This window comes from Candidatus Methylacidiphilum fumarolicum (assembly GCF_949774925.1).
Lineage (GTDB): Bacteria > Verrucomicrobiota > Verrucomicrobiia > Methylacidiphilales > Methylacidiphilaceae > Methylacidiphilum > Methylacidiphilum fumarolicum.
The window spans coordinates 1954919-1978217 of sequence record NZ_OX458932.1; the positions used below are offsets into that span (position 1 = coordinate 1954919).

The 23299-nt window shown below is 42.4% G+C and carries 18 protein-coding genes and 3 pseudogenes; 16 read left to right on the forward strand and 5 right to left on the reverse strand.

From position 1 onward, the window contains the following. Window positions 1-10 precede the first annotated feature (10 nt). Window positions 11-682, forward strand: coding sequence for a LysM peptidoglycan-binding domain-containing protein (locus QOL44_RS08885; RefSeq protein ID WP_009059368.1), 672 nt, complete (start codon window positions 11-13; stop codon window positions 680-682). Between the two features lie 83 nt (window positions 683-765). On the opposite strand, the gene glpK is transcribed toward QOL44_RS08885, so the two are convergent. Both glpK and tnpA read right to left on the reverse strand, forming a co-directional pair. Beyond that, entirely contained in the window at window positions 766-2274 is a 1509-nt protein-coding gene (gene glpK / locus QOL44_RS08890; protein WP_009059370.1) for a glycerol kinase GlpK, read from the reverse strand. Window positions 2275-2425: 151 nt separating this feature from the next. Next, window positions 2426-2836: pseudogene (gene tnpA / locus QOL44_RS08895) on the reverse strand (IS200/IS605 family transposase); the annotation flags it as partial. A 48-nt stretch (window positions 2837-2884) separates the two neighbouring features. Here tnpA and QOL44_RS08900 point away from each other — a divergent pair. The 3 genes and pseudogenes from QOL44_RS08900 to QOL44_RS11350 all read left to right on the forward strand — a co-directional run. Further along, a complete protein-coding gene (locus QOL44_RS08900) occupies window positions 2885-3091 on the forward strand; it encodes a helix-turn-helix domain-containing protein (protein ID WP_079199587.1) in 207 nt (68 codons plus the stop codon). Between the two features lie 39 nt (window positions 3092-3130). Beyond that, a pseudogene (locus tag QOL44_RS08905) lies at window positions 3131-3976 on the forward strand (RNA-guided endonuclease InsQ/TnpB family protein); the annotation flags it as partial. 21 nt (window positions 3977-3997) lie between these two features. Beyond that, window positions 3998-4102, forward strand: a pseudogene (locus QOL44_RS11350) (hypothetical protein); the annotation flags it as partial. A 234-nt stretch (window positions 4103-4336) separates the two neighbouring features. On the opposite strand, the gene QOL44_RS08910 reads toward QOL44_RS11350, so the two are convergent. Both QOL44_RS08910 and QOL44_RS08915 read right to left on the reverse strand, forming a co-directional pair. Next, a complete protein-coding gene (locus QOL44_RS08910) occupies window positions 4337-5101 on the reverse strand; it encodes a type III pantothenate kinase (RefSeq protein ID WP_009059373.1) in 765 nt (254 codons plus the stop codon). 37 nt (window positions 5102-5138) lie between these two features. Beyond that, window positions 5139-6686, reverse strand: coding sequence for a DegQ family serine endoprotease (locus QOL44_RS08915; RefSeq protein ID WP_009059375.1), 1548 nt, complete (start codon window positions 6684-6686; stop codon window positions 5139-5141). 370 nt (window positions 6687-7056) lie between these two features. Here QOL44_RS08915 and QOL44_RS08920 point away from each other — a divergent pair, with 370 nt between their 5' ends. The 4 genes from QOL44_RS08920 (at window position 7057) to QOL44_RS08935 (ending at window position 10999) form a co-directional block, all read left to right on the forward strand. After that, on the forward strand, window positions 7057-7524 hold the full coding sequence (locus tag QOL44_RS08920) for an NYN domain-containing protein (RefSeq protein ID WP_009059377.1): 468 nt from the start codon (window positions 7057-7059) through the stop codon (window positions 7522-7524). Window positions 7525-7606: 82 nt separating this feature from the next. After that, entirely contained in the window at window positions 7607-8578 is a 972-nt protein-coding gene (gene trpS, locus QOL44_RS08925) for a tryptophan--tRNA ligase (protein ID WP_009059379.1), read from the forward strand. Between the two features lie 13 nt (window positions 8579-8591). Further along, complete coding sequence (locus QOL44_RS08930) at window positions 8592-9407, forward strand: chorismate mutase (protein WP_009059381.1); 816 nt, start codon at window positions 8592-8594, stop codon at window positions 9405-9407. Window positions 9408-9433: 26 nt separating this feature from the next. Then, the gene (locus QOL44_RS08935) at window positions 9434-10999 is read left to right on the forward strand and encodes a coiled-coil domain-containing protein (RefSeq protein ID WP_009059383.1); all 1566 of its coding nucleotides are present in this window, start codon (window positions 9434-9436) and stop codon (window positions 10997-10999) included. A gap of 45 nt (window positions 11000-11044) precedes the next feature. On the opposite strand, the gene QOL44_RS08940 is transcribed toward QOL44_RS08935, so the two are convergent. Continuing rightward, the gene (locus QOL44_RS08940) at window positions 11045-11785 is read right to left on the reverse strand and encodes a type I 3-dehydroquinate dehydratase (RefSeq protein ID WP_009059385.1); all 741 of its coding nucleotides are present in this window, start codon (window positions 11783-11785) and stop codon (window positions 11045-11047) included. Window positions 11786-11954: 169 nt separating this feature from the next. Between QOL44_RS08940 and QOL44_RS08945 the strand changes: the two genes are divergently transcribed. The 8 genes from QOL44_RS08945 to QOL44_RS08980 all read left to right on the forward strand — a co-directional run bounded on the left by QOL44_RS08945 (window position 11955) and on the right by QOL44_RS08980 (window position 23290). After that, entirely contained in the window at window positions 11955-13091 is a 1137-nt protein-coding gene (locus tag QOL44_RS08945; protein ID WP_009059387.1) for a rod shape-determining protein, read from the forward strand. Window positions 13092-13126: 35 nt separating this feature from the next. Continuing rightward, complete coding sequence (gene mreC, locus QOL44_RS08950; protein WP_009059389.1) at window positions 13127-14038, forward strand: rod shape-determining protein MreC; 912 nt, start codon at window positions 13127-13129, stop codon at window positions 14036-14038. A 29-nt stretch (window positions 14039-14067) separates the two neighbouring features. Next, entirely contained in the window at window positions 14068-14616 is a 549-nt protein-coding gene (locus tag QOL44_RS08955) for a hypothetical protein (protein ID WP_009059391.1), read from the forward strand. 31 nt (window positions 14617-14647) lie between these two features. Continuing rightward, window positions 14648-16675 carry a penicillin-binding protein 2 gene (mrdA, locus tag QOL44_RS08960; RefSeq protein WP_009059393.1) on the forward strand — a complete coding sequence of 676 codons (2028 nt, stop codon included), beginning with the start codon at window positions 14648-14650 and terminating at the stop codon, window positions 16673-16675. 2 nt (window positions 16676-16677) lie between these two features. Then, window positions 16678-17859, forward strand: coding sequence for a rod shape-determining protein RodA (gene rodA, locus QOL44_RS08965; RefSeq protein WP_009059395.1), 1182 nt, complete (start codon window positions 16678-16680; stop codon window positions 17857-17859). 123 nt (window positions 17860-17982) lie between these two features. Further along, window positions 17983-19554 carry an Rne/Rng family ribonuclease gene (locus tag QOL44_RS08970; RefSeq protein ID WP_009059396.1) on the forward strand — a complete coding sequence of 524 codons (1572 nt, stop codon included), beginning with the start codon at window positions 17983-17985 and terminating at the stop codon, window positions 19552-19554. 296 nt (window positions 19555-19850) lie between these two features. After that, a complete protein-coding gene (gene serS, locus QOL44_RS08975; protein WP_009059397.1) occupies window positions 19851-21116 on the forward strand; it encodes a serine--tRNA ligase in 1266 nt (421 codons plus the stop codon). Next, entirely contained in the window at window positions 21113-23290 is a 2178-nt protein-coding gene (locus QOL44_RS08980; RefSeq protein ID WP_009059399.1) for a carboxy terminal-processing peptidase, read from the forward strand. The genes serS and QOL44_RS08980 overlap by 4 nt, the downstream gene beginning before the upstream one ends. The last annotated feature ends 9 nt before the right edge of the window (window positions 23291-23299 follow it).

Here is a 23299-nt window from a genome sequence, read left to right on the forward strand (position 1 = left end):
ATGGATGACGATGATATTCTTTGATCCTTATGTTGATTGGACCAAAAAATTCGACCGAAGATGGCGGATGGCCCCTCTTCTTTTCTTTATATTTTTCCCCTTTCTTTTTTTCTCTTCTTCGGCTCCTCTTTTCTCTCAAGACGATCAGAATGCAGAGACTCCAACGATTGCAAAAAAACTGGAAGGGGAAGAAGAAAGGAAAAAGCTTCTAAGAGCAGTCGATATCCTAGATCAATTAGAGCAAAATGTTGAAGCAAATTCCTTCAATATCCAAGCCATTAAAGAGGAAATACGGAAATTAAAAGAGCAAGTCAACTCTTTGGAAAAGGATATTGAAAAAATAAAAATTGCCACATCAAAAGAGCGTTTATCCCCTTCAAATCCTAAAAAAGGCAATGCGGCGGTATCAGAAAAGGCCCATAGAGGGGCTACAACTCAATTGGTTGAAAAAGGATACTACTACGTGGTGAAAAAAAATGACACGCTTGAAAGCATTGCCGATGCCTACCGGAAAAGCGGGGTGAATGTAACTGCGGAGGATATACGAAAATCCAATAATCTCTCTTCTCACTCTCCGCTTGAAGTTGGAAGTAAATTATTCATTCCCAAAAAAGAAACAAAACCAGTCCAGTCTGCCCCTCCCCCTTCCCCCATTCCCAAAGAGGGAACCACTATCGAATAAATCCAGTCTGTATGCAAAAAAAATATCTCTTAGATAAGGTAAGACATTTTAACCTATGATGTTAAAATACATGGCAGAGATCCTCATGTAGTCTTTTGAATCCACTTAGAGGCTTTACGAACGGCTTTTTTCCAGTAATGAAGCTCCTTTTGTCTTTTCAAAGAAGATAGGGTCGGTAGCCATTCTTTCTTTTTTTTCCACCACCTGCCTAGTTCCTCAAAATCATTAAAGAGGCCTCCTGCTAAGCCGGTGATAAATGCTGCTCCCATTGCCGTTGTTTCACTATTTTCAGGAGTCAAAATTTTTCTATTCAATATATCCGCTTGGAACTGCATAAACCATTCATTTTTTACCATACCCCCATCTACTTTCAGTCCCTGCATCTTCATGCCGCAGGCCTTTTGCATCCCCTCAAAAAGGTCTCTAACTTGAAAAGCGGTTGCCTCTAAGACTGCGCGGGCTAAATGACAGGCTTGAGTCTTTAAAGTCAAACCGAAAAAAGCGGCTCTGGCAAACGGATCCCAATATGGAGCAAACAATCCACAAAAAGCAGGAACAAAGTATATGCCCCCATTATCAGAAGCTTGCAAAGCCAAAGTTTCTAATTCTTGGTCATCTTTCAACTTCAACAACTGCTTCAACCAATGCACAGCTGAACCAGCAGAGGCGCTGCTGCCCTCCAACGCATAGCTTATGTTTCCATTGCGTAACTTGTAGCCGATTGTTGTGATTAACCCAGAGTCAGAGAAAATGGGGCGACCGGCCGTATTCATAAGCAAAAATGCACCTGTACCATAAGTGCACTTCCCCTCTCCAAACCGAAGACAATTTTGTCCGACCAGGGCTGCTTGCTGATCTCCAATTAGCCCTGCTAGGGTGATTCCCTTCAAACAACCTACTTTTCCCTCAGATAAGATAGCATCGTTGGGAACGACTTCAGGCATCAATATAGAAGGAATAGTTAATTCTTCAAGGATTTCTTGATCCCACTGCATTGTATGGATATTAAAAAGCAAGGTTCGAGAGGCATTAGTGACATCGGTCAGGTGTTTACCTCCATGAGGACCACCAGAGAATTTCCAAAGTAAAAATGAATCGATGGTACCAAAGAGAAGATCTCCTGAGGAAGCTTTTTTTCTTGCTTCTGGGATATGCTCAAGAAGCCATAAAAGTTTCATTCCACTGAAATAAGTTGCCAGTGGGAGACCCGTTTTCCTATGGTAGCGGTAGAGGCCAGCGGGGGTGTTAGAGAATTCATTCACAAGATCTGCCGTCCGACTGTCTTGCCAACTAATAGCATTGGCAAGAGGGATCCCAGTTTTTTTTTCCCAAAGAACCGTTGTTTCTCTTTGATTAGTAATGCCCAGGGCCACAAGATCAGACCGGCAAAGTGATTTTGCCGCAAATGCTTCTTCTACCAAGCTCAGCGTATTATGATAGATCTCAAGGGCATCCTGTTCAACCCATCCTTCCTTTGGACAATACCAGCGATGTTCTTTAAAAGAAGAAAAGACAACATGGCCTTGCTGATCGAAAAGAAAAAATTTTGTCCCTGAAGTCCCTTGATCAATCACTCCGATGAGTTTTCTCATGACGTGCCGGTGTTATTTTAAAATCAGGGAGAAAGAAAAGCAGCATCCTTATTACCCCAAAGCAAGAATATTTATGCCAATCTACCCTCTCTGGCGGCCAGTGCTCCAGCCAGAGCCTTGGGCTTGGCTGGTGGTGAAGGCCGCCCTTTTCCGGCGTTTTCTGCCGTTCGATGTACTGTTTGAGGACGGTTAATGGGGCGCCCCCGCACGTGATAACGCAGTAGGAACGGCTCCAAAGAACTGCCTTACGATAGAAACGGGCGACCGTTGTGGCAAACTCTCTGCGGAGAAGCCTGGAAGAAGTTGTCTTGAGATTGTTCACGAAGCGGCTGAGTCCAAGATTTGGTGGCAACGCAACTAGCAAGTGAACGTGGTCAGATTCTCCGTTGCACTCAAGCAGCTGTCCGCCCCATCCATCCCAGCGCATTTCCGCAATAGCACGCAACCGGTCAAGCATGGGGCGGGTGAGCGCCTTGCGGCGGTATTTTGTGACAAGAACTAAATGGTAGTGCAGCGCGTAAACGCAGTGATGCAGAAGGTGCAAACGCACTTGACCTGTCATTACACTAAATGATAGACCATATTGCTGGCCACTGTCCAGCGTCGCCTCATGATGATCGCATCACCCGCTGGTCTTCCCGTTCTGGGCCCGGTCGAGCGCAAGGTCACCTACCGGCTCTATCCATCCAAGACCGTCCGGGAGGAGCTTTTGCGGACTCGGTGGGTCCATTGCTTTCTCTGGAACCTAGCTTTGGAGGAGCGCAGGCGGGCGTGGAAGGAGGAAAAGCGAAGCATCGGCTTCGCCGAGCAGTGCTGATGGCTCACCGAGCTCCGTTCCCGCAGCGCGCTTCTCTCCTCGATCAACGCTCAATCCGCTCAGGTAACGCTCAAGAGGTTGGATCTCGCCTTTCAGGCGTTCTTCCGCCGCGTCCGGCAAGGCGAAAAGCCGGGATTCCCGCGTTTCAAGCAGGCAGGGCGATTCAGCGGCTTCGGCTTCAAGCAGCACGAAGGTGACTGGCGGCTGATCGCTAGAGAGCGAAGCGCTCACCTGAAGCTTCGTCTCTCCGGCATTGGGGAGATCCCGATCCGGGGCAAGGCCCGTACTCCCGGAGAACCCAGGACATGCGAGATCTTTCTTTCCGGCGGCCGATGGCATGCGTCGGTCACGATGCGCTGCCGGCCGGCGCGGGAGCATGGCTGTGGAGCCGAGGCTTTCGACCTGGGCACGGAGCGGTTCCTGACCAGCGCCAGGTTGGAGCCGGAAAAGAGCGAGCCGGACGTTTCCGAGGTCGCCAATCTGCGCCATCTGCGCAAGGCGCTTAAGAAGCTCAGGAAGCTCGGACGGACGATCTCCCGCAAGATGGAGGCGGCGATCCGCAAGCACGGGAAACGGAAGGGATTTCGCATTTCCAAGAGGTTGCGCAAGCAGTACGAGCTGCTCGCCCGGATGCACGCCAAGGTGGCGAACGTCAGGAAGGATTTCCTGCACAAGCAGAGCGCCGCGATGGTAAGACGCAGCGGACTGTTGATCACGGAGGAGCTGGAGCCGAAAAGGATGACGGCTTCGGCCCGGGGCAGCCGGGAAAAGCCCGGGAAACGTGTGCGGCAAAAAGCCGGGCTGAATCGAGAGATGTTGGACGCATCGTTCGGAGCTTTCGGGGCGATGGTCGGATACAAAGCGGAAGAGGCTGGTATCGGATAGCTGGAAGCACAGGCGAGGACGTTGAAGCCAAGCCAGAGATGCCACCGATGCGGCGGCGTCGTGAAAAAGACCCTCGGCGACCGGTGGCATGAGTGCGCATGCGGAGCGTCCTGCCATCGGGACGAGAACTCGGCGCTCGGGCTTCTCGACTGGGGCTTGGCGAAATGGGAGAAGGATCACGGCTTCGCCTTTCCGGGGCCGAAGGTCGTTGTATACGGAAAGGAATGGACGGGAACCGATCCATGCGTGGAGCGGGAAGCTCTGGCCGGATGGAACCTCGCTGCGGGCTGGAAGTCCGCGAGCCGAGCATACTCCGGTGAAACTGCCCGCAGGGAAGCGCGAAACTCCATCCCAGAGCCCTCAGGCTTGGATGGAGTAGTTCATGGAGATCATGCGTCTTTTTATCAAATTTTCTCCAATGATCCGAATTCCTTTAAGAGTCAGGAAAATATCAATCTGATCAACCATGTTCAACCGACCACAAATAAGATGCGCTTGTCCACCGGTAGCGATCACAGGAATTTTTAGCGGGCATCCCAACTCCTCTTTGATTTTCTCAATAAGATACAGAACCATGCCTCTATAGCCTAAGACAGCACCCACGCGCATCGCCTCCTCTGTCGATTGGGCGATAGCCCTTAAGGGCTCTTTCAATTCTACAACCGGCAATAGAGCTGTCTTTTCATGAAGATACGATCGCATCAAATTTAAGCCAGGAGCTATAACCCCTCCGCAATAAGCCCCATGGTGATTGACAATATCAAAAGTCGTTGCCGTACCAAAATCGATGGCCACTGCTGGATACCCATAGAATGAAGCTAGGGCAATGGCATTGGCCAGTCTGTCCGCTCCAATTTCTTTGGGATTTGGATAATCGATTGCAATGCCCAAAGGCAGAGAGGGATCGATGGTATAGATTCTATCCAAAAAGACATTTTCAAAATACACATTGAATTTGGGGACTACGCTACATAGGATGCAGTCTTGCTTTGGAAAATTTTGAATAATTTCTCTAAGGAGACTATAACTAAGTTGAGCAGTGGGTACTTTTCTCAGCAGGCTAATTTCAGTATTTTGGCACAATGCAATTTTGGTTACACTATTGCCGACATCCGCAAGGATCATAGAAAGGAGCTTTTCAATAAAAAATAGCCTCTCTAACCTATTTATTTGACCTAGGAACTACTACAAAATGAGTAATTCCCTTTGACCAAACTCGCAGGAGCACATTGCCAGAGGTTCCTTTAACAGCCTGCAATGCTTCTTGCACTGTCCGCACCGGCCGATGCTGTACCTCTAAGATCACATCTCCAGGCTGCAGCGAATTTCTACCAGGTCTGGCAGCCGGGGATTCTGGATCTACCGATACAATAACGACTCCCTGGACATCGGGCGGAATCTCAAATTGCTGTCTCACCATTCTATTTAAATCTGCGATCTCTACACCTGGTAAAAACGTTGAATTTTCTTCTTGTTGTTTGGGAGCACTGGCAGAAACATCTTCTGGAGTTCTTTCTTTGAGTACGGCTTGTATAATCTTCTCTTTGCCATCACGCCAAATTTTCAAGGTAGCCTTAGATCCTGGAGGGGTTTGGGATACAGCCAATCTCAAGGATCTTGGGTCGGTAACTTTTTGTCCATTATATTCTAGAATCACATCCCCAGCCTTCATTCCCGCTTGATCCGCAGGAGTTCCAGGACTGACCTGCTCTACCAATGCTCCCGTTGCTTCTGGTAATTTAAAAGCTTGAGCAAGATCAGGAGTTACTTCCGATATCGTCACCCCAAGAAATCCTCGAATCACTCGACCATTCTTTAAAATCTGATCCATTACGTATCGGGCCATGTTCGAAGGTACAGCAAAACCAATCCCCAAGTTCCCAACGCGGCCTGGACTAACAATGGCCGTATTGATCCCCACAAGCCTTCCCTGAATATCTACCAAAGCTCCACCAGAATTCCCTGGGTTGATGGCAGCATCGGTTTGAATAAAGTCTTCGTATTCTTCAATCCCAATATCCTTCCTGCCTTTACCGCTCACAATGCCCATAGTGACCGTTTGAGTCAGTGCAAAAGGATTACCAATTGCCAGGACAATATCCCCCACTTCCACCAAATCACTGTCGGTAAAAACAATGGAGGGCAAACCAGAAGCTTCTATTTTTACCAAAGCAATATCAGTCAAAGGATCCTTTCCAATGATCTTCCCTGCAAATTCTTTTTTCTGTTCCCCGACTAAAACCTTTATTTCTTCAGCCACATCCACCACATGGTTATTAGTAACGATATAGCCCTCAGGGGAAACAATAACCCCAGAACCAAGACCCGTTTGTTTTCTTGGCTTTGGCATGGGGAAAATTCTTGGATTATTTTGATCTTCCCCGCCATCAGGAGGACCAAAAAATCTTCTAAAAAAAGGGTCATTAAAAAAGGGGAATATCCATCCCTCGGGAGCTTTGACTTTTTGCGTGGTGAAAATCTCCACAACACTCGGCGCCACTTTTTTAACAATGGGAGCAAAGCTTGAAATTAAGCCCGTATTTTGCCTTTGAATGGGTGTGTTATCCGTCTGAAGTTGAAAAGGGATTGGTTTTGCTTCCTTATTCTGAGAAAACCAATTCAAGGATTTAGCTGTATCGCTCAGAAGGAAAACAAACACAAAGCCAAAAAAGAAAATAAAAAAAGGATGAAATTTCTTGGACTGATTCATAATGCGATAGGATGCTTATTGAAAATACACTTTTATACTAGATATTGTTCTTATTTCAATTTTGCATTAACAAAAAAAAGAGGCAAAACAAGATACGATCTCTTTTTATTGCTAATACTTTAATACTTTAACTATGTATATATTTATAAAAATAATTAATAAATCAAATTTTAAAGATTTCTTGTCAAAGAAAACTTGAAAGCATAGAATAATGTATAATTGACTAAAAAGAAAAGAAAAAACTTTTTTATCTACCACTATGAGCAAGCAATGGAATAAGATAGAAAAAAGAAAAAGAAGGAAACGGTATTATAAGCGCAAAAAGGAGAAAATGAGGTTATTAAATCCTCAACTTTCTGGGAAAGTTTGAATGGCTAACACTTCACGGAATTCTCTTCCTCTATTGGTAATCGATGGTTACAATGTGATTCATGCATGGAATGATCTTAAGGTTGCTCAAAGGCAAAGCTTAAGAAAAGCTAGAGAGCTCCTGATCGAAAGGCTTTCTATACTGCATGATTTAGAGATTTATCAAGTTGTCCTAGTTTTTGATGGGAAAAGTCCCGAACCGGTAGCTATTCCTCCCGTTTCAGATGATTTTATCATTGTTTTCTCTCCCAAAGGCATGAGTGCAGATGGGCTTATTGAAAAATACGTGAATGAATCAGTGGCTCGTAGGCAAGTAATGGTCGTGACTAGTGATCTTGAAGAAAAACGGCAAGTCGAATCTATGGGAGCTTTCTGTATGAGTCCAGAATGGCTTCAACAGGAATTAGCTTATCGTCAAGATGATTTCAAAATCCTCTTAGAAAAAGTCCACCATAATAGTCGGCTCTAAAAGCAAATGGCTTATATTTTTTGTAAACGGTTTATCTCATTTTCTAGTTAATTTTTTTCTAGTTAAATATAACAAAGAAACAATGATGAGACGGGTACTTTCTGGAATTCAACCCTCTGGTTTTCTGCATATTGGAAATTATTTTGGAATGATTAAGAGGGCAATAGAATGGCAAGACAAAGCCCAAACTCTTTATTTTATAGCTGACTATCATGCGTTGACGTCCATCAAAGATCCTCAACACCTCTCCCAATATGTTAGAAAAATAGCCATGGCCTTTCTGGCATGTGGTCTTGATCCGGCAAAGTCTATATTTTTTAGGCAAAGCGCCATACCTGAAGTCCACGAGCTTGCCTGGATCCTTTCTTCCATCACCCCTTTTGGATTATTGGAAAGATCACACAGTTTCAAAGATAAAGTCTCCAAGGGCCTTTCCCCCACTGTGGCTCTTTTTTCTTATCCAGTGCTTATGACAGCGGATATCCTACTATATCAGTCCGAAATCATTCCGGTGGGACAAGATCAAAAACAGCACCTCGAAATCGCCCGGGACATAGCCAAAAAATTCAACAATACCTTTGGCGAGGTCTTCCGAATCCCAGAGCCAGACATACAGGAGGAAGTAGCTATTATCCCTGGGATAGATGGACAGAAAATGTCCAAATCTTACAATAACACTCTTGAAATTTTTGGAGATCTCGAAGAATTTAAACGAAGGGTCATGAGCATTAAAACAGATTCCACCCCCATCGAATCTCCCAAGCCAACTAAAGGATCCATCCTTGTAGCTCTTTATAAGCTCGTAGCCACTGAATCAGAATACCAGGAGTTTATTACAAGCATGGGTAAAGGTGGGTATGGATATGCCTATTATAAAAAGCTGCTCCTTGAAAAACTCCTTGCCTATTTTCAACCTATTCGAGAAAGGTACAAAGAGTTAGAAGAAAAACCAGGCTATGTTGAGGAAGTCCTTGCTGATGGAGCCTATAAAGCAAGAATGATTGCTCAAGAAACATTAACAAAAGCAAGACGTGCGGTCGGACTGCTCGATTAATTAATTGAATACAATGGGTATAGACATTTTTCGAACTCAATTAGAAAAGATCGACAATAGGATTCTGAAGTTTCTAAATCTACGGATGAAACTTGCTCAGGAGATTGGAGAAAAAAAAAAGTCCTGCGGATATCCCATTCTTGATACCTATAGGGAAGATAGGTATCTAAAAAATCTGAAAGCCATCAACCGAGGACCATTACGGGATAATAATCTTGAAGGAATTTACCGAGAAATCTTTTCTTCTTCACGCAGTCAGCAAGGGGGGGTAAAAATTGGCTGTCCAGAAAGCCATTTTCTTTCTTGTCTCCTTGCTTCCCTATTTAGATTTGGTTCGAGTAGTATTTTTGTCCCTATTTCGATGCACTATACACAAGCAAGGGACGGGAAAGAGCCAGAGGTAGACATAATCGTAATTTCGATCCCTTTTCTACTAAAAAAGCTCCAAGAAGATCGGTCCTTTCTTGTTTCCTTTCTTCCCTCTTTTTCGCTAGGGGGAGAAATCGACCTTTCTCCTATTGTCTCTTCTCAGTCGGTTGATAATCCATATTTCTTTTTCCAAAAACATGCGATTCCAAAAGAAAATGCTGATTCAGTAAATACGGTCTTTCTTCTTGGGGGCATGTTACCCCATGAAACTTTACTGTGGATAGAGAGTCAAAAAGGAAAAGTTCTTTACAGCAATGTGGATGCTAAAAATCCGAAGAATTCTTTTTATCTTTGTAAAAAAACGGCAAAAGAACCAGACAAGGAAAGTATCGAATATTTATGGGAAAAATTTACAGACAATAAAGGCTGGATAATTTTGATAGGCAGCTATCCTGTGTAATTGTTCAGAAGAAGCATCAAAATATTATGGATTTTGAAGAGTTACCCAAAAACGCGGATAGGTACTATTTCAGTTCTCCAGCTAAGGGGAAACTCAATGATGCTCACAGTCAACCCAAAGGCCTTTCTCCAAGAAAAGTGGGTCCAAGAAATCTTCTCCCTCCCCATCTCTCTATTCAAAATAAAAAACATCCTCCTCCAAGAAAACTAGGCTTTGCTCCTAACAGTCATCCTCCTACTGAAGCTTCCACTACAGCTTCCACAACGGCTTCTGCGACAGGAAAAATCTCTTTTCCTTCCCATACTAACCATTCTAGCTTTTCATCGACGTTCCCTAAATTTCCCAAAGAAACAAACAATAAAAGACAAAGCCCCCCTGATTTTCTCTTAGACCGGGAAACAAGAAAGGTTCATGCCCCTCCTAAATATGCTGCTTCAAAACCCCTAAGCCCTGATAAATCTAATAAGGAAATAACTAAGCCATCTACTTTTTCATCGCGAAGAAAGTGGATTGGCATTCTTTTGCGGATCTTTCTCTATATTGGGATTTTGGCTGCTGGCGTAGGGGCGTATTACTCCTTGAGAGAAACCCGAATCGAAGGATGGGTAGCAGTCAAAGACATCACCTTACCCAATGAAATCTATCTTGTTTATGACTTTTCTGGAGACATCAAAGCCTTAAGAGACAATTACCTCACGACTATTAGCCCATGCCAGGAAGACATCCAGAATAAAAAGGAAAATCTAAAAAAAGCAAGAACGGACATCACTGCCCTGAATGAAAGACTTAGGCTATTAAAGCAGCAGGAGCATGTAGCCGAAACAGAAATTCAAATTGTCGCTAAAGAGTATCAAGAGAAAGCCGATCATATTTGGAAGAACGAAGGCGTGCTACTCGACCAAGAATATGATAAAAAACTGGCTGAATTAGAAGACCGTTTCAAAGAAAGAGCTCAGCAATTGGGAATCAATTTTACTATTTCCTCTGCGGAGGCACGCTCTCCGGAAGCTTGGGTTAATGCCTATAATCTTGCCTTATATAATCCCCCCCCTGAAATAGACCCTGTCAAAGAACGCCAATGGGCCGAAGAGGAACTTAAAAAATGGCATACTTTTGAAAAAGAAAACGAGGCTAAACGAGAAGAACTAAAAAGAATGACCAAAGAAATTCAATCTGAAGTTGGACCAAAGATTCAAGCATTGCGGGAACAGATACTCCGTCTCCAATCCAGAATTAAGGACAGCGAATTGGAGCTAACTCCACTAGAACAAGAATATGCTAACAACGAGAGGGAACTTTTAGAGGCCGAAGAGACGGAAAGAAAAATAAAAGAGCGTTTCTTGAAGGATCTAGAAAAAATACCAAACAATAGCATCAGAGAAAAAATTCCGCTCAGTAAGGATGGCCACTTTGAATGGAGAAGATTAGATCAAAATCCAAAAATTCCTCCAGGCCGCTATTTTCTGTGGATAGCCATCAAAAAGGAAGGAAAAGTATGGTGGTCTCTCTTTTCTTTTCCAGTCAATGCTTTTTCTCTTACAGAAATTGTTGTCCTTCCTGAAAGCTTCATTCCTATTGATTCCCTTTTATAAGGAAGGATCTTTTCTAGGGGCTGTTCTTGCTCCAAGCAGGCCAGCCTAAAGGGCCTGGGGAAGTGATTGATTTTTAGCAATGATTCCTAATCTTTGAAAATTCTCTTTTAAATCTAAAACGGAAGGTTGCCCAAGGGCAGCAGGTTTATCAATATACCCGTAGACAAGTCGAGATCCTAAGGCTGATAAAACAATTCTTGAAAGATGGGAAAATTCGCCAATACCCATTAACGACCACGGAATTTTAGGATAAGAAAAGAAAAGTTCTGTCAACTGCTTGAGTTGCCCGAGGTTCTCTATTCTTACAGCAACCTTTACAAAATCAGGATCGAGTAATTTTATGTCTGGAAGAGAAGCAATGAGCTTGTTCAAATCTATAAACTCAGACAAAGAATGAATGGAGAGGATAATTTTTTTCCCTCCATTTTTATAAAGCGAATAAATTGTAGAGATCTTTGAGTATTCTTGCCACTCCAAATCCACGCAATCGACATAAGGAAAAAATTTTTCAAACAGTTCGCTCCTTTCACAATCAGAGAGTTCGAGCATCCCCCCTTCTTTTTTAGATCTAATCGTAAGCAAAACAGGTAGAGAACGCTCTTGAAGGGATCTTTGCAATGCAACGATTCCTTCTTCGAAATCCAATTCTAGAAGTATGGAGTCCAGTCGGTATTCAATAAGATCAATGGGAAGATGATTGGAATAGGCAGCTTTCACTCCATAAGAGGTAGATATGGTTCCGACAATAATCAAAGGTTTTTGAATTGGAAAGAAAGGTTGATTCATCTAAAAAATAATGTAAGAATAATTGCAGACAAAATTAATGTAAATTTTCTTTTTAGAGGTTCTGAAATTGGTGTTATGAAGTACATAGTATGTCAGCAAAATTTCTCCTTTTTAAGAGGGATTCTCGCAATTATTAATAATAAATCTTACTAACCTAACTTTTTTTTGAATGAATCTAAATCAGAATTCTATTCATCCATCTACCGAAGTGGTTTCTAAAAATTCTCCTCGTTTATTGGAGGGAGGCAAACGCTTCCAACAAAAGACTTTTTCAATTATTCGATCCTTTTCTTCTATTTTTAGTAACGACATTGGCATTGATTTAGGCACCGCCAATACCCTTGTGTATATCCGTGGCAAAGGGATCGTCATGAGGGAGCCAACGGTCGTGGCTGTCTATCAAGGGACAAAAAATGTCCTAGCGGTTGGAGAAGAAGCCAAAAGAATGCTTGGCAGAACGCCTGGAAACATAACAGCTGTACGGCCACTCAAAGATGGAGTCATTACTGATTTCCATCTGACAGAGTCGATGCTCAAGGCGTTTATTCATAAAGTACAATCGCATTTTCATCTTCGCAGACCAAGAGTTGTAGTGGCTGTTCCAAGTGGCATTACAGAAGTAGAAAGAAGGGCTGTTCAAGAGTCTGCCAAGCATGCCGGGGCCCGGGAAGTGTTTTTGGTTGAAGAGCCAATGGCTGCCGCCATTGGGGTTGGACTCCCCGTACATGAAGCTTCAGGCAACATGATCATCGATATTGGAGGGGGAACCACAGAAGTTGCGATCATATCCCTTTCTGGAATTGTTTACAGCCGAAGTGTTCGGGTGGCCGGAGATGAAATGGATGAGGCCATCGTCAACTATTTGCGAAGAGCCTACAATCTTATGATTGGAGAAAGAACCGCTGAAGAAATCAAAATTAAAATCGGTTCAGCTTACCCTCTAGAGAAAGAAACAATAATGGAGGTAAGAGGAAGGGATTTAGTAGCAGGTCTCCCAAAGACATTAACGATAACTTCTCAAGAGGTAAGAGAAGCTATGATGGATCCAATATCGGTCATTGTGGAATCGGTACGGGTGACTCTAGAAAGATGTCCTCCTGAACTATCTGCAGACCTGGTGGAACGTGGCATAGTTCTTGCTGGAGGAGGGGCTCTTTTACGGGGGATTGATAGGCTTTTGGCTGAAGAAACCGCTTTGCCTGTATATATCGCTGAAGACCCGCTGAGCGCTGTTGCAGAAGGGACTGGTAAAATACTTGAAGAATATCAATATCTTCATAGAATCGCCAAATCGGCAATGATTTAACTAGTAATGGCTCCTTGAAACTTCCTTTTTTTCGAATGCGAAAAACTACCGTAGAAAAAGACGACTCCTCACTGTTTGAGGAAAAAGAACAAAATGCTTTTTCTAAAATAGCTTATCATCGGGCAGGGATCTTCATATTTTTAGGAGCTCTTTTTCTTGTATTTATTGGGTTGGTTCTACCCAAACCATGGCAACAAACCATTCATAAATATGGATTGGAACTATTTTCTCCTGTGATTTGGATATGGGATAAAACAGTCAAGACTATCGATGACTATACATCCAGTCTCAAGACACTCGATCAAGTACAGTTAGAACTCAAAGAGCTGAAAGCCAAAAATGCGCAACTAGCCATGGAAAACAGCTACCTGACCCATTTACGTCAGGAAAACGAAAGATTAAAAGAAATGCTTTCCTTTCGCCATGCTTCTAGATATAGACTTCTAGCCTGTCGCGTCATCAGTCGGGATCCAACCAATTGGTGGAATGATCTTTTGATAGATGTCGGTTGGGCTGACGACAACGAGCTTTATTCTGATTTGCCAGTAGTCACTCCTCGTGGGGTGGTAGGGAAAACTGGTATTGTGGCAAGGCACACCACCGAAGTCATCCTGCTGACTAACGAGAATTGTAAAATTTCGGCGATGACAGAAGTATCTAAAGATCAGGGTCTTGTAGTAGGGGCAGGGACAAACGGAGAAAATAAACCATATTCTCGGATGATCTATCTCCCAAGGAATAGTCAGGTAGGAGTTGGAGAAAGAGTTTTAACCAGTGGCTTAGGCGGCGTTTTCCCACCAGGCCTATACATTGGAAGCGTCATTCAGCTGGAACCCCTCGATGCATCTCATAATTTTGGACTCTACCGGGAGGTCATCCTCGATACCGGGGTAGATCTCACACAACTTAATGAGATGTTTGTAATCCTCGTTGGGAAAAGGGAATAGCAAAAAGTGAATCAGCCATTTTAACTTGTATGCTTGTAATCTTTCTTTTATTTCTTTTTATCGGCTTTCTTTCTATTTTCGGACAAATGATCATGCCCGATCTCCCTTTCTTTTATGCTAAACCCGAAGTAAGCGCTCTGTTTGTCATCTATTTTACTCTCAGAATGCCCTTTTTTTATGCTTTTGGCTTTTCTCTCTATACAGGAATACTATCCGACCTCCTCATACCTGGTATTTTTGGGACCACTACCCTCAGCCTTATCCTGCTTTTTCTATTTATAAGTATCCTTAAGCCACTTTTTGAAAAAATAGGAAACTATTGGATGTTTCCTCTCTATGGATCTGTAGGGATCTTTTTTTATTCTCTGGTAAGCTACTTGCTTTTTGAATTGGAAAACCATCAATGGTACTGGTCTTTAGAACCATGGACAAAATGCGTTTCTATTTCTTTTCTTAGCGCTTTGTTCTCGATTCCTCTCTTTCTAATTATGGACCTTGTCTTTGCTCTCCTTAAAATTTCCCTTCCACAAGAAGAATTTTTTCCCTCTTTTTTTAAAAAAAATAGTAATTTATCTTAGAAAAGGGTTTTTGATCGAATAGCCTCTTACCATGACAAGTACTCCTCCAGGTATACGCCATTCCGTTCGACTGCGGATTGCCCTGCTTGCTCTTGCTGTCATTATCGCTATGGGAATCCTTTTAACTAGATTATGGATTCTACAGATCTACGAAGGAAAAGCCTATGCTTCTAAACTAAGGAATCAAACGACAATCTCCCTGCATCTTGCAGGAGCCAGAGGACCTATCTTGGATAAAAATGGCGTTGGACTAGCTGAAAATAGAGCGATGTTTGAAATCGATCTTTATTTAGACGAGCTTGTCCGAGATTTTCCAAGAAGACACAAGGGAAAAACGCCAAGGATTGAAGTACAAAGAATGATGGGAGGAAATGTGGTCCTCAGAAAAGAACCAGACATTTACAAAATCGTCATGACAGACTTGTCCCCCATTCTCAAAGCTCTGCGGTTAGCTGTAAAACTGGATCCCAAAGAACTTCAAAGGCATTATTTTACTAGCCCTTCGGTTCCATATTCATTAAGAACAGACCTAGATTATGCAACAGTCGCTCGATTTGAAGAACAAAACTTAGGAGTTCCGGGCATAGATATCGCTGTCAAACCTATTAGGTATTATAATTATGGAGCCTTAGCATCGCATGTTATAGGCTATGTTGCTGCTCCGGATGATAAAGAAAAGGTATCCCCTGATGGGATCGCTCTGGATATGGTGGGGAAGTGGGGTATTGAACGGTATATGGATGGCCAGCTTCAGGGTAAACCAGGAGGAAGAATCCTCAAAGTTAATTACCGTGGCTATATCGTCAATGAAGAAAGTTATATCCCCCCCCAATTAGGAGATTGCGTGTATTTAAGCCTAGATACGAGGATCCAGTATATCGTTGAGACCGCGCTTCGTTCTGTCGGCAGAGGGGCTGCTGTGGTGGTAGATCCCAACACTGGGGATATTCTAGCGATGTGCTCTGTCCCGAATTTTGATCCCAATGACTTCATTCCAAAAATATCCCAAGAAAACTGGCAAAAGCTAACAACAGACCCTACCAATCCTCTGGTGAATAGAGCTATTTCTTCCTATCCTCCCGGTTCCACTTTCAAACTTCTCATTTCCCTAGCTGCGTTGAAATCGGGAGCTATCACCCCTAAAACAGTGATCAATTCCCCCGCGGCAATAGATATCGGCGGGCATTTGTTTCATGATTGGACGAAAACCGGTCGGGGGAATATCACTCTTTATGATGGTATCCGTTATTCATGTAATACCTTTTTTTATCAAGTGGGTATAAGAACAGGGATTCAAAACATAGAACAAATGGCTAATGTAGCGGGCTTTGGACAGCTTACAGGCATTCCTTTACCAGGGGAATCCCCAGGAATCGTTCCTGGTCCAGAGTGGATGAAACAGAAATATCCCATGGAAAGATGGTCTACCGCGCATACCGCCAATGTTTCTATTGGCCAAGGCTTCTTGCAAGTGACTCCACTCCAGATGGCCCTTTTTGTAGCTGCTATTGCCAACGGTGGAACCCTTTTCTATCCAAGAATCGTTCAAGGCGTTTCTAATAACAAAGGAGAAATTAAGATTGCAGTGCCTTCACGGGTTCACTCCCAGCTTGACGTCAATCCACAAGATTTAGAAGCGGTTAAATCGGCAATGCTTGGGGTGGTGGAAGAAGGCACAGGAGCCAACGCAAAGATCGAAGGCATCAAAGTAGCTGGGAAAACCGGTTCTGCCCAAGCGACTAAAAAATTAAACAACAAACTTTACAAAGACACTCGAGCTTGGTTTGTAGGCTTTGCTCCTTATGAATCTCCACGTTATGCTTTCTGTATTCTTGTAGAAGGAGGAATCAGCGGGGGAGCCACAGCCGCTCCTATTGCAAAAAAAATTCTCGAAGGCATATTTGACATTGAAAAAGGACATAATCCTACTTTAACTTATTTGAAACCAGCTATTGGTAATTTCAATGGACTTACCGAGTTTACCAAAGAGCAATCTGGTTCTTCTCAGCCAAAGCCCCCTCCTGACAATCAGTCAGGACAAAACGATGATGATGATTGACAATGGAAAACACCTCCTACAATAACGAAAACTCTCTAAAGAAGAAAGAAAAAGAATTTGGCTTTTTTGACAAGTTTTTCAAATTCGATTGGTTTTTGTTTCTCATTGTCCTGGCTCTGTCGTTTTTCGGCATAGCCGTCATATATAGCGCTACCTATTCAAGTCCTAGCGCTGAATTTCGCAATGCCCCCTTTTCTCAATTTCTCTGGCTTATGTTGGGTTTGGTGATTTTTTTTATCGTTTCGTTCACCGATTATCATTTTTTAGTCAAATGGAGCTGGATTCTTCTTTTGTTAACTATTCCTCTGTTGGTTCTTGTGCTATTGATTGGACAAACAGTCAATGGAGCCAAAAGCTGGCTTAGATTTGGTCCTATAGGCATAGAACCTGCCGAATTGTGCAAACTGGCTTTTATCCTTTTTGGAAGCTTCTGGCTCGATAGATTCAAGCATCGGCCTACAATTTCCTTTCTTACTTTATGTTTTGTAGTACTTATTCCTTTTGTGCTCATTTTAAAACAACCCGCCCTTGGTTCGGCAGGTGTTTTCATTCCCATTCTTTTTGCCCAGCTATTTATAGGTGGGCTCAAAAAAAGATATCTTGCCATTCCTTTAATATTGATTCTGGCCGTCCTCTTATACGCCTATATAGGTGTTTCGCATCTTGGATGGGATATTCCAGGATTAAAACCTTATCAAATGAACCGGATCAGAACTTTTTTTGATCCGAATCTAGATCCCCTAGGCTCTGGCTGGACAATCAATCAATCCTTGATTGCCATAGGGTCTGGAAGTTTTTCAGGCAAAGGGTTCCTTAAAGGCACACAAAACATGCTTGGTTTCCTTCCTAAAAATATTGCTTATAATGATTTTATATTTTCAGTCATAGGAGAAGAATGGGGATTTATTGGAGGAAGTGCTGTTATAATAGGAGAAGGCATCATGCTTTTGTTATGCTTGCGAGCCGCCTTTTATGCTAAAGATTTAGTGGGTTCGCTGGTAGCGGGAGGGGTAGCCGCTATGCTCTTTACTCATATTTTTGTTAACATTGGAATGACTATAAAAGTTGTCCCCATTACAGGAATCCCCTTGCCTTTTATCAGTTATGGAGGAACTTTTTTAATTATTTGTTTAATAGGACTTGGTCTTGTAGAAAGTATATGGATTCGACGCAACTTAAAGTAATTATTTTTTATTCTCTCTTTTTGCTATTCTTTAGTCCTGCTTCACTCGTGTCCTTTTTTTATCAACCTTTAGCTTGTCCTGACTCATCATACCTATCGAGTCAGACTAATGGAGAGTTTCAACATGATTTTCGATCGCATTCGCCGTCTAGTACGTTATTCAAACAAAAGATCCAACAAAGAAATTGCCATAAGTTGTGAGCCTCTTGAAAGGCGTGTGGCTTTGCTGGAAGATGGCCTTCTCGAAGAGTTCGCCATTGAGAGAGGAAGCCAAAAGGAGATCGCTTCAAATATCTATAAAGGCAGAGTCAACAATGTGGATCTAGGGCTCAAAGCCCTTTTTGTTGATATTGGGATTGGGAAAAATGCCTTTTTGCATTTTTGGGATGCTATTCCGGCGGCCCTAGATGTGGGCGTAGAACTTTTCGAAAGAAAAGGCACAAAGTCAAAAGTCCGTCCTATCCGTGCTGAAGATATTCCCAATATTTATCCACCCGGCTCCGAAGTTGTCGTACAAGTCACAAAAGGCCCCATCGGCACAAAAGGACCACGAGTTACAACGAATATAACCCTTGCAGGCAGATACCTTGTGTTGATGCCTTTTAATGAACAGTTCGGCATTTCGAGGAAGATTGAAGACCCCAAAGAGCGAGTACGACTCAGAAAAATTTTAAACGAACTGCGTATTCCAGAAGGCATGGGATTAATCATAAGAACTGTCGGAGCAGGTCAAAAGACACGGTATTTTATCAGGGATTTGGCTATTCTTCTCCAAAAATGGAATGAGATAGAAAGAAAGATGAAGGAATATCCCGCCCCCATCTTACTTTATATGGAACCAGATCTCATTGAACGAACAGTTAGGGATTTCCTGACAGATGACGTGGAAAAGATTTATGTTGACAATGAGCAGGAGGTCAAGCGGATAAAAGATCTTGTCGCAGCTATTTCCAAGAGATCCCAAAGGAAAATCATCTATTACAATGAACCTATACCGCTCTTTGAAAAGTTAAACATCGAAAGACAAATCGACACCGCTTTTATGCGCAAGGTAGAACTGCCCAGTGGTGGATATATCATCATTGATGAGACCGAAGCTCTTGTGGCCATAGATGTGAACACAGGGAAAGCAAAAGTGGGGAAAGATCAGGATAATACTATTCTTAAGACCAACATCGAAGCTGCAAAAGAAATATCCAGGCAACTTCGCCTCCGGAATATTGGAGGGTTGGTTGTCATCGATTTCATCGACATGAAATCTCGCAAAGAACAGCATCTAGTCTTTGAACAGCTTAAAGAATGTATTAGGAAGGATAGAGCAAAAATAAATCTTCTGCCGATTTCTGCATTTGGTCTTGTGGAAATGACAAGGCAAAGAGTTCAAGAAAGCATTTGGCATTCCCTTTATATTCCCTGCCCGCATTGTCATGGCAGAGGCATGGTCAAATCACCAGAGACGATGAGTATTGAAATCCAAAGGGCTATTAATAGGGTTATCAGACTGCATCCTGAAGTAAAAGAGCTACGGGTGATTTTAAACAGTGATGTGTTGGATAGATTGAAATCTGAAGATGAAGAACTGCTTGTAGACTTAGAGAGAAGAATGCAAGGAAAACTCTACTTTAGAACAGATGCCCGGATCAATTATGAAGAGTTTAAAATTCTAAACGCTATCACTGGAGAAGATATTACCTGAAGCAGTAAAAAAGATAGGCCCAAACAAATGGTGGCTTTTTTAGATAGAGAAGGCTAGTGCTTTTGGTCATGGAGTGCTTATAGTGGAAGTGTGGTCTCTCTTGTTATTTATTATCTGGACAGTTAGGGGGAAAACTGGCTTTTTTCCACAGTACTAAGTGTATTTTTAAAAAGGAAGGGCTATTCGGGCAGTAAAAAATTTGTTTTTTCTCAGTCGATTTTATCCTAAGAAACCATTATAATATTTTAGTTTTATTTTAAAAATAAGGACATTAGCACGATTTGTAAGAAATTCCCATGCTGGATATCAATCTCATTAGGTATAATCTATTAGAAACTAAACACAAGCTATCCTCTCGTGCCAAGAATTTGGCACCGCTCGTAGATCAGGTTTATACCCTCGACTCTAAGAAAAGAAATTTACAGACTGAAATCGAAAAGTGGCGCGCTTTAAGAAACAAACAAAGCAAAGCAATAGGCTTGAAAAAACTGCAGGGAGAAAAAGTCGAAGAGGAATTTGGAGCTTTAAAAGAAATTGGTTTTAAAATTGAAGAGAAGGAAAAAGAGCTTGCTAATTTAGAAATCCAGCTTAATTCCCTGCTTCTTTCTCTGCCTAACCTTCCTCATGAATCTGTCCCATGCGGTGGCAGTGAAGCCAACCAAGTCGTAAGAACTTGGGGAGAACCACCTCAACCTAATTTCCCTATGAAAACGCACTGGGAATTAGGCAAAGAACTTGGAATACTGGACTTAGAAAGAAGTGCAAAACTCTCTGGGAGCGGTTTTTCTCTTTTTTTAGGCAAAGGGGCTAAGTTACAAAGAGCTCTTATCCATTTTATGCTTGAAATGCATACCCAAAACCACGGGTATCAAGAAGTGTGGCCTCCTTATTTAGTAAGAGAAGCCTGTATGATGGGAACAGGCCATCTGCCAAAATTTGCCAATGATATGTATTCGATCAATAATGATGGCCTATATCTCATTCCTACTGGCGAAGTCCCTTTAACCAACTTACATAGAGAAGAAATTTTATCTGAATCTTCTCTGCCTTTACGCTATGTGGCCTATACTCCCTGTTTTCGGTTAGAAGCGGGTAGCGCAGGCAAAGACACAAGAGGGATTCTACGGCTCCATCAATTCGACAAAGTTGAGCTGGTACAGATTACCAAACCGGAGGATTCCTATGGAGCTTTAGAAGAAATGGTCAAGCATGCCGAAAACGTGCTGCAAGCTTTGAACCTTTGTTATCGGGTCGTGTTACTTGCTTCTGAAGACATGGGCTTTGGAGCAGCCAAGTGTTATGATATAGAGGTATGGGCTGCTGGTATCCAAAGCTGGCTTGAAATATCTTCGGTGAGCAATTTGGAAAATTTTCAAGCTAGGAGAATGAACTTAAGATACAAATCCTCCAGTGGCAAAAATATATTGTGCCATACTTTAAATGGGTCTGGAACAGCGCTTCCAAGGCTTGTAGCGGCTATTTTAGAAAACAATCAAAAAGAAGACGGCCGGGTGTTGATTCCAGAAAAAATTAGGGCTTATTTTGGAGAAGAATATTTATGAAGTCAAAAGTTAAACTTTTAGTTCTTTTTCTTGGAACCTGTCTTTTATGGGGACTATTCGATAAACCTCCTGCCTATGGGGATCTTACAGAGTCCCAATGTGCCAAAGTGGCAAAAACAGTAGCTTCTCTTCTCCAACAAGCCCATTTTTCACAAAAGCCAGCTGATGAGAAATTATCACAAGTCTTTTTAAAAGACTATTTGGATGCACTCGATTTTAGTCATATGGTTTTTCTGCAATCTGATATCGATGAATTCAATGAAAAATATGGGAAAAAGCTTTTCGACTACATCTATCAAGAGGATCTTACCCCTGCCTTTGACATTTATTCTAAATACATTCATAGACTGACTGAAAGAGAAAGTTTAATTGAAGGGCTCTTGGCTATGCCTCATGACTTTACCAAAGATGAATATTATCAAACAGATAGATCTAAAATGCCCTGGCCAAAAACAGAAGAGGAAGCCAAGGATTTATGGAGAAAAAGAATAAAATTTGAGCTTCTTCAAGGCAAGCTGGCCAATGAAAAACCCGAACAAACAAAAAAGACCATATCGAGAAGATACGCCAGACTTCTCAAAGAAATGCGTGAAGCCGACTCCGAAGAAATTCTTGATTACTATCTTAATGCCCTAACCCATGCCTATGATCCGCATTCGGATTACCAATCCCCAAGCGAAGCAAAAAATTTTGAAATCAATAGTATCAAACTTTCTCTAACAGGAATTGGTGCCGTTTTAAAATCCGAAGAGGGCTATCCTAAAATCGTTAGCCTTGTTCCTGGAGGCCCTGCAGATTTGGATAAAAGGCTCAAACCAAACGATCGAATTGTGGCCGTGCAGCAGGAAAAAGGAGAGCCTGTCGATGTGGTAGACATGAAGCTTAACAAAGTTGTTGAAATGATTAGAGGAGAAAAGGGAACCAAGGTTACGCTGATAGTGATCCCTGCAGATAGCCCTGATGATTCAGTCAGAAAATCGGTGACCCTCGTTCGAGACGAAGTGAAACTGAACGAACAGCGAGCCAAAGCATTTGTGTATGAAAAAACCGAAAAGGATGGTAAAATGGAGCGACTGGGAGTAATACAGCTTCCAGGTTTTTATGAACACGCAAGCGATGATGTTGCCCTTTTAATAAAAAGATTAGAGAAAGAGAAAATTTCTGGCCTTGTGCTCGATCTTAGAAAAAATGGAGGAGGGATGCTTGAAGAAGCCGTCAATATGACGGCACTGTTTATCAAAGATGGTCCCGTTGTGCAAGTCAAAGACTTCCGGGGTAGAGTCCAACCTTTCCTTATTTCTTCAAACAGGTATTGCTATGGAGGACCCCTAGTGGTTCTTATTAGCCGGTTTAGCGCTTCGGCTTCAGAGATTGTTGCTGCTGCCTTACAAGACTATGGGCGAGCGATCATCGTTGGGGATCAAGTGTCTCATGGGAAAGGAACCGTTCAAACTTTAATTTCATTGTCTGATTTTATGCCCTGGGATTTTCATGGGGATCCAGGTAGACTGAAAGTGACCGTTCAAAAATTTTATCGAATCACTGGATTGACGACTCAACAGCATGGCGTGGCTTCAGACATTGTCTTTCCCTCCCTCGATGATTATTTAGAAATCGGTGAATCTTCTTTGCCAAACTACTTACCAGCTGATCAGATCAATCCAATGAATTTTCAAAAAGTAAACACGGGGCTGTCCACCATTGTTCCTGTCCTTCAACGTCGATCGGCACAACGAATTTCCTCTAGCATTGATTTCATCCATTTGAATTCAGAAATTGAGGTATTAAAGAAGAAAATGTCCGAAAAGCTTGTTTCTTTAAACGAAGCTCAAAGGAAAAAAGAAAAAGAAGAATTTGCTTTGCTCAAAAAGAATTATGAAACAGCAAGAGCTGAACAGAAATCATCTTACGATAAAATATACGAATATGATATTGAGTCAGTAAAGAATCATAAAGAACCAAAAATCATCACAAATACCGTAGAGAAGACCAGTCCTGCCACGGATAATTCTCTTGAAGACACAAAAATTTTGGATGAAAAATTCGATGATAGTCTGAATTCATCCCCCAAGAATGATTTTGTGATGCTTGAAACCCTTAATGTTCTGAAAGATTACATTTTTGCTTTACAAGAACCAAAGAACATTCTTGTGCTAAAAAATGAGAACTCTTAACACCTTTGC